The sequence below is a fragment of the Vulcanisaeta sp. JCM 16159 genome (genome assembly GCF_001316265.1).
Classification (GTDB): domain Archaea; phylum Thermoproteota; class Thermoprotei; order Thermoproteales; family Thermocladiaceae; genus Vulcanisaeta.
On record NZ_BBDN01000001.1, the window covers coordinates 57780 to 72982 of the forward strand.

Annotated in this window: 17 protein-coding genes and 3 pseudogenes; 12 read left to right on the top strand and 8 right to left on the bottom strand. The window is 45.5% G+C overall.

What is annotated here, in order from left to right:
- Nucleotides 1-85 precede the first annotated feature (85 nt).
- Nucleotides 86-349, bottom strand: a complete 264-nt coding sequence (locus JCM16159_RS18095; RefSeq protein WP_367834172.1) for a hypothetical protein — start codon at nt 347-349, stop codon at nt 86-88.
- Nucleotides 280-1191: a hypothetical protein gene (locus JCM16159_RS00325; RefSeq protein ID WP_367834173.1), complete on the bottom strand. Its 912-nt coding sequence runs from the start codon at nt 1189-1191 to the stop codon at nt 280-282. Before JCM16159_RS00325 ends, JCM16159_RS18095 begins: the two co-directional genes overlap by 70 nt.
- Nucleotides 1192-1334: 143 nt before the next feature.
- Between JCM16159_RS00325 and JCM16159_RS00330 the strand changes: the two genes are divergently transcribed.
- Entirely contained in the window at nt 1335-1625 is a 291-nt protein-coding gene (locus JCM16159_RS00330) for a hypothetical protein (RefSeq protein ID WP_054856571.1), read from the top strand.
- 2 nt (nt 1626-1627) lie between these two features.
- Here JCM16159_RS00330 and JCM16159_RS00335 read toward each other — a convergent pair whose 3' ends face one another.
- Nucleotides 1628-3190 carry an APC family permease gene (locus tag JCM16159_RS00335; protein ID WP_054856572.1) on the bottom strand — a complete coding sequence of 521 codons (1563 nt, stop codon included), beginning with the start codon at nt 3188-3190 and terminating at the stop codon, nt 1628-1630.
- Nucleotides 3191-3234: 44 nt separating this feature from the next.
- Nucleotides 3235-3768, bottom strand: a complete 534-nt coding sequence (locus JCM16159_RS00340; RefSeq protein ID WP_243665414.1) for a hypothetical protein — start codon at nt 3766-3768, stop codon at nt 3235-3237.
- Nucleotides 3769-3858: 90 nt separating this feature from the next.
- On the opposite strand from JCM16159_RS00340, the pseudogene JCM16159_RS00345 reads away from it, so the two are divergent.
- From JCM16159_RS00345 to JCM16159_RS00355, 4 genes and pseudogenes are all read left to right on the top strand, one after another.
- Nucleotides 3859-5174, top strand: a pseudogene (locus tag JCM16159_RS00345) (FAD-dependent oxidoreductase).
- Between the two features lie 137 nt (nt 5175-5311).
- Nucleotides 5312-5848, top strand: coding sequence for a cytochrome ubiquinol oxidase subunit I (locus tag JCM16159_RS18100; protein ID WP_367834174.1), 537 nt, complete (start codon nt 5312-5314; stop codon nt 5846-5848).
- Entirely contained in the window at nt 5836-6702 is an 867-nt protein-coding gene (locus JCM16159_RS00350; protein WP_367834175.1) for a cytochrome ubiquinol oxidase subunit I, read from the top strand. Before JCM16159_RS18100 ends, JCM16159_RS00350 begins: the two co-directional genes overlap by 13 nt.
- Before the next feature lie 101 nt (nt 6703-6803).
- On the top strand, nt 6804-8003 hold the full coding sequence (locus JCM16159_RS00355) for a cytochrome ubiquinol oxidase subunit I (protein WP_243665416.1): 1200 nt from the start codon (nt 6804-6806) through the stop codon (nt 8001-8003).
- Here the strand turns inward: JCM16159_RS00355 and JCM16159_RS00360 are convergent.
- A complete protein-coding gene (locus tag JCM16159_RS00360) occupies nt 7984-9315 on the bottom strand; it encodes a hypothetical protein (protein ID WP_243665417.1) in 1332 nt (443 codons plus the stop codon). The genes JCM16159_RS00355 and JCM16159_RS00360 overlap by 20 nt on opposite strands.
- Before the next feature lie 47 nt (nt 9316-9362).
- Nucleotides 9363-9500 carry a hypothetical protein gene (locus tag JCM16159_RS13090; RefSeq protein WP_243665418.1) on the bottom strand — a complete coding sequence of 46 codons (138 nt, stop codon included), beginning with the start codon at nt 9498-9500 and terminating at the stop codon, nt 9363-9365.
- A 105-nt stretch (nt 9501-9605) separates the two neighbouring features.
- On the opposite strand from JCM16159_RS13090, the gene JCM16159_RS00365 reads away from it, so the two are divergent.
- The 4 genes and pseudogenes from JCM16159_RS00365 to JCM16159_RS00380 all read left to right on the top strand — a co-directional run bounded on the left by JCM16159_RS00365 (nt 9606) and on the right by JCM16159_RS00380 (nt 12015).
- Nucleotides 9606-9911: a hypothetical protein gene (locus JCM16159_RS00365; RefSeq protein ID WP_054856574.1), complete on the top strand. Its 306-nt coding sequence runs from the start codon at nt 9606-9608 to the stop codon at nt 9909-9911.
- A complete protein-coding gene (locus tag JCM16159_RS00370) occupies nt 9908-10213 on the top strand; it encodes a hypothetical protein (protein ID WP_054856575.1) in 306 nt (101 codons plus the stop codon). The genes JCM16159_RS00365 and JCM16159_RS00370 overlap by 4 nt, the downstream gene beginning before the upstream one ends.
- Before the next feature lie 50 nt (nt 10214-10263).
- A complete protein-coding gene (locus JCM16159_RS00375; RefSeq protein WP_054856576.1) occupies nt 10264-10536 on the top strand; it encodes a hypothetical protein in 273 nt (90 codons plus the stop codon).
- A gap of 95 nt (nt 10537-10631) precedes the next feature.
- Nucleotides 10632-12015: pseudogene (locus JCM16159_RS00380) on the top strand (acetyl ornithine aminotransferase family protein).
- 2 nt (nt 12016-12017) lie between these two features.
- On the opposite strand, the gene JCM16159_RS00385 reads toward JCM16159_RS00380, so the two are convergent.
- Nucleotides 12018-12251, bottom strand: coding sequence for a hypothetical protein (locus JCM16159_RS00385; RefSeq protein WP_054856577.1), 234 nt, complete (start codon nt 12249-12251; stop codon nt 12018-12020).
- A 75-nt stretch (nt 12252-12326) separates the two neighbouring features.
- On the bottom strand, nt 12327-13247 hold the full coding sequence (locus JCM16159_RS00390) for a PLP-dependent cysteine synthase family protein (protein ID WP_243665419.1): 921 nt from the start codon (nt 13245-13247) through the stop codon (nt 12327-12329).
- A gap of 284 nt (nt 13248-13531) precedes the next feature.
- Here JCM16159_RS00390 and JCM16159_RS00395 point away from each other — a divergent pair.
- From JCM16159_RS00395 to JCM16159_RS00405, 3 genes and pseudogenes are all read left to right on the top strand, one after another.
- A pseudogene (locus tag JCM16159_RS00395) lies at nt 13532-13983 on the top strand (30S ribosomal protein S17).
- Nucleotides 13984-14015: 32 nt separating this feature from the next.
- Nucleotides 14016-14729, top strand: a complete 714-nt coding sequence (locus tag JCM16159_RS00400) for a TatD family hydrolase (protein ID WP_054856578.1) — start codon at nt 14016-14018, stop codon at nt 14727-14729.
- A gap of 101 nt (nt 14730-14830) precedes the next feature.
- The gene (locus JCM16159_RS00405; RefSeq protein ID WP_054856579.1) at nt 14831-15157 is read left to right on the top strand and encodes a ferredoxin family protein; all 327 of its coding nucleotides are present in this window, start codon (nt 14831-14833) and stop codon (nt 15155-15157) included.
- Nucleotides 15158-15203: the final 46 nt, after the last annotated feature.

Consider the following 15203-nt stretch of genomic DNA (forward strand, 5'->3'; position numbering starts at 1 on the left):
CTTGATTGACTTGTGAGAACCCTAATCACGTAGGACCTCGATATCCAGGTACTTATCGGTAGTTTTAGGAAACCTGCCACGTACCTCAGGCGTCGCTTAGTTCGTAAAATCTCTCATACGGTCCATTAAGCATTGCCCTAATGTTCTCCCTAACCCACCAAACACCAATTGGCAGGTTAAAGCCTGGATAGATCTCACGCCATAGTATGACAGCCGCCTGTCTGCGCATCGAGCGTAATGCCTCAAGTACGGCTATCCTAGCTGCGTAGTAGCAACCGCCTATTGATGGGTAGTCATCACGCCCCCGGTAACCCTCATAGTCAAGCTCGAGAACCACATCACCACCCACACATTCCATGTGGAGCCAGGCCACCAGGCCTCAGCCCACTCATAAAGCCAGGTATGCGGTGCCAGGATCCCTATGAAGGTATTATCCTTAAAGCTCCTCACGTATACCCTATACTCACTTATGAGCGGGTAGTCACGAACCTCACTGAGCAGTTTATCGGAGACCTGCTTATCAACGGCAGTTATCGACCACCTAGTTGGCACGAGCCTCCTCCTCTTACCAACACCAAGAGCACCCACGCTTAGTAGCCTTGATATGTGGTGCACGCCAATACCATGGCTATACAACGTCCATATAGCCTCCGTAGCGTTTAAGTCCGTGTCGCCGTAAACCTTATCAACTATCCTTGGCGGTGGTGGTAACGAGCTAATCCTTAATTCTTGCAATGGCGCTGATGGTCCAAAGGGTGGTGAGTGCTCATCAAACACGTACCTGGTACCCACAGGTTTCTCGAGTATTAACTCGGAATCCACTGGCTTGTTCGGTAATGCCATGACCTGTATATCGTGTAGAGTCCTGGGAGGGTTCCTGGCATCCTCAACCCTAGCCCTGATAGAACCCCTAATTAGTGATAATCTACTTGATATGAAGTCCTCAAGTCTCATGTTTAGCCAGGTCTTTGGGTTCTCGAGATTGCTGGTATCGCCGTGGATGGATGGTGCTGCTGGGTATACATTAACCCTTGGGTAGCCGATACGCCCAACGAATATGCTTGGCGGTGAGGATCCATCAATGCGTTCCTTATTAACGACATTCCTAAGCGTGTACCTTGCACGTAGTTCCGCCAGGACTGGGCAGTAGGATAGGCCGCATAGGTTGTATTCTCCCTGCACCTGATGCATAGCGCTGGGTTTATCCGCACCTCAATAATATAGCCTTAAAGCAGTATATAGGTGTTTCGATTAACTCTACTCGTGAGTGGGAACCTTAAAAGGCGCTTCGTGATTTTCTACGTCAAACCTATGAGTAAGGCTTGGGTGGGTTAATGAAGTGTGGCAGGGAGGTATTGGTGGCTAGTGGATTTGGTTATTTCGTTAAGTTGATTAAGAGGAGATGTATTGTTGGTGATGGTATGTCCATAATCCATGTTGATCCTAGGGTGATCGGTGTTTGGAGGGATGGCGAGTTGGTGGAACTTAATTATGATTGGAGGGCATCGTTTATTGATTACGAGTATGGCGTAATAACGGTGATCGTTAGGGATAAGTCACTTGAAACGATCATTAGGATTAGAGGTGGTAAAATAATTGATGCGTTCACGATGGAGGTTAATTAAGCTCATTCAGGCGGTATCTCCTTAAATAACATATTTACGTCAATGCCCTCCCTCCTAAGCCTGTAAAGCCTAACTGCGTAATATACTGTGATGCCAATCGCAAATAATGCCGCAAAGAACCCTATTATGTAGGCGTTTATTGATGGTACGAATAAGTACGCCATTGGATTCATTACCTCCTCATAGGCTATCCACGCGAATAACGCGGTCATGTAAATGCCAAGCACAGCTGTTACTTTCGACTTTGTCCTTACACCAAGCACTATGGCTGTTATTGTTATTATCATGAAGTACATGAGTATCGTGACCAGGGTGCTCACGTCCATGGTTGCCGATAGCAATGGAACAACGCTGAAATTATAGAGATACATTATCACGAGGGTTATTACAAGGTCGGTTATATGGGCTGTAATGGGTGTGTGGGTCCTTGGGCTTACGTAAGCGAGGAATGAAGGCAACACCCTGTCAAAGGATAGTGCCAGTAGGTATCTGGCTATCTGTATTATTAGGACTGAGACGACATTTATGTACCAGGTGAATGATCCAACAACTATCAACCACTGAAGCAACGGATTCCTCAACACCATTATGAGTAGGGCCTGTGGATATGGAGGCGGTAATGAGCTCGGCCAGGAAACACCACTGGCGACGCCGTAGTATATGGCGAATAATCCATTTAACCTATTAATGCCTATTGACGATATCGTAATCCAGACACCGAGAATTAAAAATACAGCACTCAATACATAGGTTCCAAATATCGCCATGGGCATTGCACGGCCCCTCCTAACCTCACCACCAACCGATAATACGAAGTTTACGAAGGGGAATACATAGGCTAGGTACGGTATTAAGTATATTGTGTCCATAATCATGCCATTACTCGGCAACCCCCCTGATGTAGAAACCGCCTGGCTAAGTATGTTAGGCGCCGTGGTCTTTATGGCATTAATTATTTGCGGCGCATAAACATGAAGTAGTATTATTGTTAATGCGAATGTTGCTATGCCAAATAACGAGATTGCAGATGCTAAGTATGTACCTGCCCTCGATGAAACGATATTAATTAATACGAGGATTGTAAATATCACGGAACCCATTAAGAATATCATTAATGGGCTACTCATTAATGAGTTGCCAAGGGATACGAGGCTTGGTGCATTATCCGAGATGCCTATTGCCAGTATTGCAGGTGCTAACCCCGTGATTATTCCAAGGCTTATTAATACGGCATTGAAGAACATCTGATCTACTGTGAACATGAACATGGTTGCGAAGCCTACTGATGGGTGTAGATTCCTCGTTATGAACACATAGTCACTGGCTGTCCTGTAATATGTAATGCCTACCTTATTGAGTAGTATCGTTAGTGGTAGAAATAATAATGCGCTAATGGCTATGGCAATTAATGGGTTTCCCTTTGGGAAATTGAACATGCTAGATACCAACAGTATAAACCCTGATTGGAAGGCTATGAATGCAGTATTCATTAGTAGGGCTGTCCAAGGGCCAATTTCCCTAACGAGTCCCGTGGACTCCCTAAGGAAGGGCGTTGGTTTCTTCACGGTCCGGACCTGAGTTAAGCGCTTTAATTTCTTTCGGTGGGTAATCAGTGCTTCATTGAGTATTCCCTAATAACCTGCAGTAATTCACTGTGATGCTTCTCATCATCCGATATACCCTTAAGCAACTTAACAATAAGCTTTGAGGCTGCACGGTGTTTGGCTTCAATCCTAGTACTGGTTATTGGTAGGTAACTCCTTAGTAGGAAGCTGTAGACCCTCACGGCATTATCCTCATAACCCTCCAATTCATTTAACTTATCAATTATTACGTTCGTTACATCATAATGAACCTTCTCCATTGAGCTTATGTACTCAATTAGTGACTTTGTGTGGGTTATGGCTTCCTCAATATTTCCCTGCAATGAGGTTAATGTCTCCATGTCAAAGACCTTCTTTGGCGGGCATTCATGAATCAACTCCTTTATTGTAGTTAATATGTAATTGTGCATTGCAGATTCAATGCTTATCTTCCTCATTATGGCGCTTATGAATGGCTCATTGGTGCTCGAGGCGGCTATGCCGTATAGAATGGCTAGGTATCTCTCGAGCTCCCTCATCATATCAATGATCTTAGACAATTTATCATTAATATTGCTATTATGCATTTGTATTCACGCATGCCTTATTTAAAGGGTATAATTTATTTTTTCTTCCTTAATTCACGCAGTATGAGGGTCGTAATAATCGGTGGCGGTGCCGCTGGAATGAGTGCGGCGTCTAGAATAAGGAGGTTGAGACGTGACTTTGAGGTTGTGGTTTTTGAGAGGACAGGCATGATTAGTCACGCGCCCTGCGGAATTCCTTACTACCTCGAGGGATTATTCGATAATTATGAATTATTCATGCATTATACACCTGACTATTTCGGGAGGGAGAGGGGTATTGATGTTAGGACTAATGAGGCCGTCATTGAGGTTGGCCTGGGTTACGTTGTCACGGATAGGGGTAATAAAGTAGGGTGGGATTACCTGGTACTCGCCACCGGCGCTATTCCCGCTATACCGAACATACCGATTAAGGGGGATCACGTATTCACGGTACATCACCCGGCCGATGCCATAAATCTGAGGAATGTACTCTACTCGATGGATAGCGTTGGTATTATTGGTACTGGCTATATTGGGCTTGAGGTTGCGAGCACTTAGGTTTAGGGGTAAGGAGGTGTTGATGATTGGTAGGTCTGGTTATCCATTACGTAAGTCCCTGGATGAGGATATGGGTAATATCGTTATAAATGAGTTAATTAAGCATGGCGTAAAGTTGCGATTGAATGAGAGAGTAATCGAGATTGATTACCAGGGTGATAAGCAGGTAATAATTACTGATGGTGGTAAGCACGCTGTTGACGCCGTAATACTCGCAACGGGCATAAAACCAAATGCGGAATTGGCAAAACAACTCAATTTACGCATTGGTGAAACGGGTGCCGTGTGGGTTGATAGTCGCATGAGGACAAGCATCGATAATGTCTATGCCGCGGGTGATATTGCCGAGACAAAGAACCTAATAACTGGTAAGCCCTACTGGCACCCCTTTGGGACTACGGCTAATAAGATGGGGTTCGTGGCAGGTAGTAACATAGCTGGTAAGCCCATGGCCTTCCCCGGGGTTGTTGGTACCTCAATGACTAGGTTCATGAACCTATACATAGCAAGTGCGGGATTAACAACGCAGGAAGCAATAAGGCATGGATTAAGGTGAGGAGTGCCGTAATAACCGCCAGGACTAAGGCAAGGTATTACCCAGGCGGTGGTTATGTGACGATAAAACTAATAATTGATGAGGACAGCATGAGGATCCTGGGCGCCCAAGTACTTGGCGATGATGGCTCCTACGTGCTTGGTAAAATCGATACATTAGCGGCATTAATGGCTAAGGGGGCAACCGTTGAAGACCTATTCATGAGCGACCTGGCTACCTACCTGCCGTAACCCAGGTCTGGGATCCATTAATAATTGCCGCGAGACAATTTCTCAGGAATTGACGCATTCTTTTATATTTAAATAAATTTAAGTATTTATAACTAAATGCTGATATTTTTAATGAACATACATATGCCTATTTAAGTAAAAATATAGGATGCATCACTATATAAATTGTTAATTCACATAACTATGCGCGATGGTAGACCAACCCATACTCGGGGCGCCAACTGATGTTAGGGTTGTGACTGCGGTTGGTGTTTTAGCCCATTTAGCAATGGCATCGAGCTTCCTTGGCACAATACTCCTGGCCGTGGTTGCCGAGTACCTATACATAAGGAGCCGTAATCCCTTCTGGTATAACACTGCCAGGACGTTCTCAGTAATATCGACAATATTCTTCGGCGTTGGTGCGGCCTTCGGTACGCTGGTTGAGTTTGGCCTAGTTACGTTGTGGAGTAACTTCATATCGTTAATTGGCGAGACCATTGTGTTACCGTTTTACCTGGAGTTGTTTGCATTCCTAACTGAGGTAATAATATTGCCGCTCTATGTATTTACGTGGAACAAGATTGGGAATCAAGTCCTTCACTGGATAATAGGTATAGCCGCAGCATTTGGTGGCTATTATAGTGCCTACAACATATTGGCGGTCATGGCATCATTGAGCATGAGACCGCCAGGTCTCGAGGTTATTAACTTGTACCAGGCCACTGGCAGAACGTGGTTGGTTTAACGGATTACGTTGTTAAGTGGGCCTCGCCGACAGATGCTTGGAACATGTTCTGGTGGGGTGCCAATGTCTTCATATTCCACGGTATACTGGCCGCCGTCATACTTACCTGGTCGATAATAGCCGCGATATACCTATACCTATACATACGTGATAGGAAGCCCGAGAGACTAATGATGCTTAAGGTACTGGTACCCACTGTGGCCGTGCTAACGGCAATTCAAGGCTTCGTACTTGGCCACCTACAGGGCGAGCTAGTTCTGCAGAATGACCCACTTAAGTTGGCGGCTCTTGAGGGTATGTTCTGGAGTGGTCTCAGGGTTGATCCATTAACGAGCTTCCTTGCATATGGAACATTCAACCACGCCTTCTGGGGCTACTATAGCTGGCCTGCCTATGAGAGACCGCCAGCCTTCGTATTTGTGTTTTACTGGGCCTTCATGGTCATATTCGGAATATTACTCGGTATATGGAGCGGTGCCCTATCGCTTTGGTACCTATTCCCAGGCTTCTTTGGTCGTTTTGGCTGGGCTAGAGCGTTGGCGAACTTCTTTGAGAGGAGTGGCGTTTACTTAATGCCTTTCTTCGCGGCCTTCGCATCGATTGGTGGCGCAGTTGCGGCTGAGTCGGGTAGGTACCCATTCATACTAGTTCAGGCAGACCCCAACCCAAATGGTGGCCCACCAATAATTACTGGTGTGCCCGTTGGACCAGGCGGCTTACTGAACCCAACGCTTTACTTCCCAGTTTGGTTGGCGGTGCTTGTGCTTATTGTTGAGGTTGCCATGCCGTCGCTAGCCGTGTTCATGGTTTACCTATACCTAAAGAGGGCGCTAGGTACGAAGAGACTAAGGTGAAGGCTGTGGAGTATTGAGGTGGTGGGTATGGTCTCGGCAACAGACATTGCCGTGGGCTTAATCGCCTGGGCCTTTGCTGTTCACCTGCCCTGGTCTATACTGTGCTTGGCCTTGGGTGGATATTACCAACACTTGAGTTAATTGGTTATAAGCGTAATAGGCAGGTCTACGTTGACCTGGCGCATAACATGGCTAATTACCTAATTACTATTTACGCAATCGGTGGCCTCTTTGGCACGATAATAACCGTATTCCTCGCAGGCCTGCTGCCGATATTCACGAACATAGCTGGAGCCTTATTATGGCCCGTTTGGGGCGTCGCCATAGTCTTCGGCGTTGCCATAGCCCTACCCTTCATTGGCTTCTACTACAGGGGCTTTGGTAGGATTAGCCCAATGAAACATGTTATCATTGGTTATGGCATGGCTGTATCGCTCACGGTTATACCGGCCATGTTCAGGCTCGTCTTCGCCTTCATTAATTACCCAGCCGGTGTTGAGGTGTTTAAGGATAACTCATCAATTGTCGGCTTTACCCTAGGCATTAATTGGTCCCAGGTATTCCTAAACCCGACGTATGCCCCATTATTCCTAGCGACGCTCTTCGGCGCAATCGCGATGACCGGGATACTCATAAGCTCCATATTTGGGTGGAGGTACTCAGTCGATAAGAGTGAGTATAGGCTGGTTGGGTATAGAATCAGTAATTGGGTGGGCCTAGCATTTGGTGTTCTCTACGCAGTATTCGCTGTATTGTACCTCTATGAGGTTTACCTACACTCGCCGACGGTTGCCTGGTCCATATTCGGTAAACCACCTGCATACCTACCATCAAGCCTATACCCGGTCTATGAACCAACCATGATATTGACCGGCGTATTCTACATGGACATAGCTCTGGGCTTAATACTGCTCGTATTAATAGTCTTATCCTTCAAGTTCATTAATAGGTCAATTTCGGCCCTTAAGTTAATCCTTGTATTGCTGTTGATGGTTAGTGCCGAGGTTATGAATGGGCTGGCGCACCTTCCCTACGCAATAGTCCCGCCATTATCTGCGGTGCCCGTGCTTGTTAAGGCGTACGGTCTACAATTCGCACTTCAGGTTGCCGATACATTAAAGGTCTCCACATTATTAACACCTGATTTGAACGCATTACTGCAGTTAGTGTCCGTGCAGCCCGGGCTACTTTACGGTAGTTTTGTTGTTTTTGCCCTATTTAATGCGTTGCTGCTTTACGTCATTTATGCCGCCCTCTCATGGAAGTGGACACCACAGGCACTTAGGGTTGAGGGGCAGTAATCGCGTTGATTATCCTCCTTATTAAAATCATCACTATATTTCTCACATTCCCCGACACGGCCGTCGCAATTCCGAAGTAAATAATCAAAGTCATTATTGATGCAATAACCGCCTGCATCAATGAAATAATAATGCTTGGGTAAAGCGTGAACCTCACCGCATGTGCAATAAGTGTTAGAATAATTATTGACAGTAGTGATGGTATTGCGTAATCCAGGATTAATGCCCTGCCATTAAGCACAGATTTAAGGCTGCCCAACTTAATGAATCTAAACCCCAGCGCGGCCGTGTTTGCTAATAGTGATGATACTAATGCACCAATTACTGCGTAGTACGTGAACCCCAAGTCCTTAAATAGTAGAATTGATGGTATCATCGTTGATAAATAAACAATGGTGAAGATAAGCTCGGCCAAGTGCGTATGTAGGATGAGACTCCTTAGGTAGACGCTGGGCCTTATTTCACGGGTATCTTGAATATCCCTCTTATCAATGCCCTGCATCACATTACTAATGAATTGATTAACATTACCCAGGACGCTGTTTATCGCGAGGAGTATGATGGGTAGTACCAATAGGTTTATCTCACTCCGTATGCTTGGCCTAACAAGGTTTATGTAGATGCCGGGGAAGAACGACAGCGTTAGTGCCACATACGTTGTTATTAAGAGTAGTATTAGGAGGTCCCTATAGATTATGTTCAGTCTTCCGCGTTCAAGGAGCTCTCCGTATGTGACATTAATGAGTGTACCACCGTAGCCAAATGGCTTGCTGAGTATGAAGATAACGTACCAAATACCCAACTGGGCATAGCCGAAGATCCCTATGAACATCGCGTCTAGGGACCTGAAGGAATTGATTGCGTATCCCATTAAAGGCACCCAGGATGCACTAAGGACCTCCTTCAGGTATCTGTGCGTGTCGTAGGCATGCACATTATACCTTAGTGAATATATGAAGGCGTATAGCGATGGTATGAATACTATGAAGAATGTTGACCACAAAATGACCTCTATGGTCCATCCAAGGACCATTATCACGGGTATTGCAATGAACTTAGTAATTGATTGAATAATGGACGTCACTACGAACCTACCCCTATCCTTAACCATCAATACGGAGTTAGTTATGGATTGAAGGTATGACGTTATTTCCGAGAGCACAGCTATAATAAGTACGAGCCAAGTGTAAGGCCCCATCTTAGACCAAACACTCGCTAGGTAGGCCATGGTTAGGGCGAGCGTCACTAGGTAGAAGATTGATGATACGTTTATGGCAGCCACAATGTTCAGTCCATTGTCCCTGGCCGTCAACCTTGGGTAGGCAAAGCTTATCAGTGCCGTTGGTAGGGTTGAGAAGGCTATTGTTGCGTTAAGTATGATAAAAGGCCAAGACCAGCCGTTGGTATCTTCCTCGTGATGGCGATATTATATGTGAAACTACTTACTAGGGTAAGTAGTGACGCCAGCACGGCCATGGTCCTTATGTTCCTCGTCATTTATGCTGAACCTACGTAAATTAATAATTTAAAATTTCCTCACATTGGGTTAGTCACGTTATTTTACTCGTTAATCTTTTCTACCGTGGGTAAAATAATGATTTGATGATAATACTAGTACATGGGTCATTAGGACTTGATTATTTGATTCATAACATATTGCCAAATAATGACTGGGCGGTGTCCATGGTATGCCAAAGTAACGGTAATGAAACTGGCATAGATGTAGAATTAACTCCGGGGATCATCACAAGGATCTCCTTACTATGGGGTAGAATACTTGATCTGAGGGATGATGACTTGAGACTACTGCTTGATGCCCTTGGTAATGCCTCAAGATTACGTGAGGCTGTAAACTACATACTTGAAACATACCTTGATTACAACGCATCAAGCTCTACTACTTCATGAGGCTAATGAACATGGTCAATATCTGGAGGCCGATGGGTAAGGGCTGTATAAATGTCCCATTTATTGAACCAATAAAGTCCTTGGTAACCGCTGTAGTATTAGCCAATTATGCATCTAACGGCATTAAGGGGTCAGCAATACTAGCATCGGATTATATAGATGAGATCAAAGATTCATTACAGGAGGTGAGGGGGCTTGGCAATATTTACGTTGTGACTAACCACGTACCTCACGATATTGGTATATTTGATGAACTAATAATGACCTCCATATCGATTCCGCAGGAACCTTTGGTAAATTAATTAGGGTTGGCGGTGGTGCAGGTTCTGAGGTATTAATTAAGAGACTTGGGTTGAGCGTCATAAGTAATAATTTCGAAAACAATAGGGAATTGTTAAGTGATATTGACCTAGAGATTTTGAGGACAGTTAATGAACTTGGGTTTACAACGATGGCGTCATTAATCGATATCGTATCACAATCAATGGGAACGTCCAAAAATAGCGTTATTAAGGAATTAATTAAGCTTTCAAACATGAACCTAGTTAGGACTAGGTATTTAAGCGATGGCAGGGCCGTGGTCACACCAACCATGGCAGGCCTTAAGTTACTAATGGCTAAATAAGCTTGTTACAATTAGATATAACCTATTTACGTAATTATTCATCATGTAAAACTATAGAGAAGAATTTATTAATTAGATAAATCCCGGTAAAGCCGATGCCACCCAAGTGGTACTGGCCAATAGACCCGAGCAACATTCCTAAAATAGTCGTTGAACCGCCAGGTCCAAAGGCCCAGGAGATAATAAAGATGGATGAATCACTGGTAATGCAGTCCTTTGGCCGGTGGTACCCACTGGTTATTCGGCGGGGTTATGGGCCCATCGTTGAGGACGCCGATGGTAACCTATACATTGACTTTAATGCTGGTATTGCGGTTATGAACGTTGGGCATAGCCATCCACGGGTTGTGGAGGCCATTAAGCGGCAGGCCGAGTTATTCACGCACTATAGCATGACGGATTTCTACTATGAATTAATTGTTAAGCATGCATCAATGCTCAGGGAAATAGTGCCTATAAGTGGTGATAAACGTGTCTTCTACACAAACTCAGGTACTGAGTCAATAGAGGGGGCTATGAAGGTGGCACGTGGCCACTTCAGGAACCAGAGACCGTACATAGTCGCCTTCCTGGGCGCCTTCCACGGGAGGACCTACGGCTCTATGGCATTAACCGCAAGCAAGCCAATACAGAGGTTTGGTTTCAACCCGATGCTACCTAACGTAATACACATACCATACCCATACCCCTACAGGTGCCCATTCGGAAAGAACTTAACCGAGGAGGAGTGCGGTGAGGCCGTTCTCGGTTACCTGGAGGATTGGATATTCGGAAAGATGGTTGACCCAAGTGAGGTGTCGGCGATATTCTTCGAGCCAATACAGGGTGAGGGTGGCTATGTGGTTCCACCGAAAAACTTCTTCCCTGGACTGAGGAAGATTGCTGATAAGTACGGCATATTACTCGTGGATGACGAGGTGCAGGCCGGATTTGGCAGGACTGGTAAGTGGTTCGCTATTGAGCATTGGGGTGTTGAGCCTGATGTAATAACAATGGCTAAGGCAATAGCTGCCGGTTTGCCACTCGGCGCCATAGTTGGTAGGGCAAACATAATGGACCTGCCAAGGGGGTCTCACGCCAATACCTTTGGCGGTAATCCAGTGGCCTTGGCAGCGGGTATTGAGGTCATAAACATAATAAATGATGAGGACCTGATGGTGAATGCGCAGAGTTGGTGATTACATTAAGAAGAGGTTTATGGAGGAGATGGACCGCGTGGAGTTGATCGGCGATGTGCGCGGTCTTGGTCTAATGATTGGTGTTGAGCTTGTTAGGAATAAGAGGACCAAGGAGTATGCAATGAAGGAGATTGAGCGGGTGCTCTATGAATCATTTAAGAGGGGTGTTGCTGTGATTAGTGCTGGTAAGTCTACGATTAGGATTGCACCACCGCTAAACATACCCATGGAGCTTGCCGAGAGGGCTGTGGATATAATGATTGATGTTATTAAGAAGGTTGATAGAGAACGTGTTAAGTGACTTTAATTAATTAACGCATCCTTCAAAACCTCCTTCTCTTCCTCAAGGTACCACTCGAGCACGTAGTCATGCCTATCCGCGTAGTTCCTGGCGTATTCAAAGGCGTTTTTCCAGTCATCATCCTCATATATTATTCTCCAACCCTCCTCAATGAGTGACATATCCTCAGACTTACCACTGACTAGGATCCTACCCATCCTCCTGTTTATGAAGACTTTATACCTGCCAGTCATCATATCACGTATACGTGTACAGGTTAAAAAGTCCTATCAGGTTTTTATTTAAAGAGTACACTGAAACTTTCACTGAACTTACGCAGAATTCACGAAACGATCTATGATATCCACGTACTTGTAAATATCATCAGGAAAAATCAGTAAGTAAGTAACATCACCAAACCTCTCCCTAACCCTTAGGAAGGCTTGAAAGACAGCGCCGCTGCTAAGACCAACGAGTAAGCCCGTATTCCTAGCCACGGTAATGACCCCCCTAATAGCCTCCTCAAGACTAACATCAATAACCTCATCAACAACCTCACGAACCCACCTAGTCCCAGACTCAAGCCTCTTTATGCCAGGTATTGCGCTACCCACCGCAGGTTCAACACCAACAACGTATACATCACCAAACTCATCCCTAAGCCTCCTGGCGATACCAGTTATATGCCCACCAGTGCCAACGCCAGCAATTAACACCTTAGGCACCTTACCAACACTCCTGAACTGCCTAACAATTTCCTCACCAGTGACGTAATAATGACCCTCGGGATTATCCACATTCTCAAACTGATTAAGATTAATCGCCTCATTCCTAACGGCCTCCTCATTAACCCAACGCCAAAACTCCTCATCAATCATCTCCCTATCAACCCTAACAACCTCAGCACCCAAGACCTTGAGAAGCACCTCGGTGGTTTCGGGTAAGTGCTTCGTGGTATAAGCCCTGTACCTAAACCCATAAACATTAGCCAGAGCCGCCAAGGAAATCGCCACATTACCAGAGGAGGCCTCAAAGACTAGGTGACCACGTAAATCATTGCTTAAGTACTTACGGAGCAGGAATTGCACTGTTCTGTCCTTAATACTCCTACTAAGTGGATTGAAAAACTCAAGCTTAGCCCAGGCATCACCAAAGCGATCAAGCCTAACGAGGGGCGTCGGGTAAAAACCACTTATGAAATCAATTACGCTAGGAAAAACATTCTTACCATTGCTGCCTGCAAATACCAACACCTGCCATACTAACCCAGCAGGAATAACTAGGCCTTTAAAAGCATTATTTCAGGTTTCATTGTTGAAGAATTACCGATGTGCAAGTTCGCGATTTTCATTATGAATGATTGAAAGAAAAAGTGTGGATGTACGGAATCCCCGCGGTTCGTCCGTCCACATTCATTGGGGACCGCCACGGTCCTCTCTGGGACTGTCGCGGTGTTAATGCATTAATTGCCATGCTTATAAGTCTTTGGGTTCCTTTAAAAGAAATTGTTTTAAAGGGGTTATTTGTACGCGGCTTGATGGTTGAGGTCATTGTTAAGGAGCTGCCGGAGAGACCTAAGCCAGGTGAGAAGGTGCAATTACCCAATGGCGAGACTATTAGGGTTAGGCATGTTGGCATTCCCTGGCTCCTACCGCCTAAGAAGGTTTGCAATGACCCTGAGTGCCCATGGCATGGACACCTAAGTGTTAGGGGTCAGATCTTCACGGTAGTTGTTGAGAGTGTTCATGCAGGACTGCCACAATAATTCATGAATGGCTGCATTATGACCCTAAGTACAAGAGGTATGAGAGAAGGAGGAAGAAGATGCATGTTAGGGTTCCTCCATGCATTGACGTTAAGCCTGGCGACATTGTTTATATTGGCGAGACCAGGCCTTTGGGTAAGACTGTTAGGCATGTCGTCATTGGTAGGAGGGAGGATGTTACGGAGGTTAAATCCCAAGTTCTCAGGCTTGAGCAACAGCAATAACCCTTTAATAATCCCCAGCCTTAATGCGCATAATGCTTTACGACGCGCATACGCACTTGCATGAGTTCCTGGACAGCAGGATTGCGGAGTTTGTTAGGGAGATAACCATTGCGGCCGTCTCCGATGATTACCCATCATCAAGGAGAACAATCGAGTTATCGAGTAATTACGAGAATGTCATACCATGCGTAGGCATTCACCCCTGGAATGTGGATAAGGTTGGGCTTGATGAGTTAAGGCAGGTTGAGAAGTTACTATCTGAGGCCAGGTGCATTGGTGAGGTCGGGCTTGATAGGAGGTTTGTTCCCCAAACCTTTAATAGGCAGGTTGAGTTCTTTCAAGTCTTTGTCAATTGGGCTAGGGATTATGACCTGCCGCTTAATGTCCATGCGCCTGATGCCTGGAGGGATGTTCTTGAGATGGTTAGGAGGGCCGACGTGGATAGGGTCATGTTCCACTGGTATACCGGGCCTCTCAACCTTATTCAGGAGTTGAGGGATTATGGCTATTACGTGTCGATAAACGCGGCCATAAAGATACAGGAGAAGTCAAGGGCTGTGGCTAGGGAGGCGCCTCTTGGCATGATACTTCTCGAGAGCGATGGGCCATATGAGTATAGAGGTATAACGCTCGAGCCTCCTATGGTTAAAGATGCCGCCAACATTGTCGCTGAAGTAAAGGGCTTGAGTGTTGATGATGTTTGGGATGCGGTTAGTGCTAATTTCTCTAGACTTTTCAACCTGTAGTACTTAACCTATTTATTAATTGATACTCTATGTCCGTAACCACGTACATGCAGTATCAATAGTAATAGTTATTAAGACCCCAATTAATGGCTTAATTCCGTATGGCAGAGAAGACAGGACCCTTCCAGAAGGTCGTTGTTGATCAAGACATATGCATCGGCTGTGGTGCGTGTGTGAGTGTATGTCCATACCAAGCATTGGAACTTGATGAGAATGGCAAGGCAAGGCTAATATGGGACATGTGCAAGGACGACTTCAGCTGCGTACCAGTCTGCCCAGTGAACTGTATATGGAAGACCAGCGAGGCGCCGGACTCAGCCAAGGGCAAGGCCAACTGGTACAGGTTCAGTAAGGCTTTAAGCGATGCTGAGAAGAAGGAGTTTGAGGATTGGAAGGCCAAGTTCAAGATCAGCTGGTCACCCGCGTAATAGGGTTACTTATTTAATTAAATATTTAAAAGTAATTGTTTTTTCA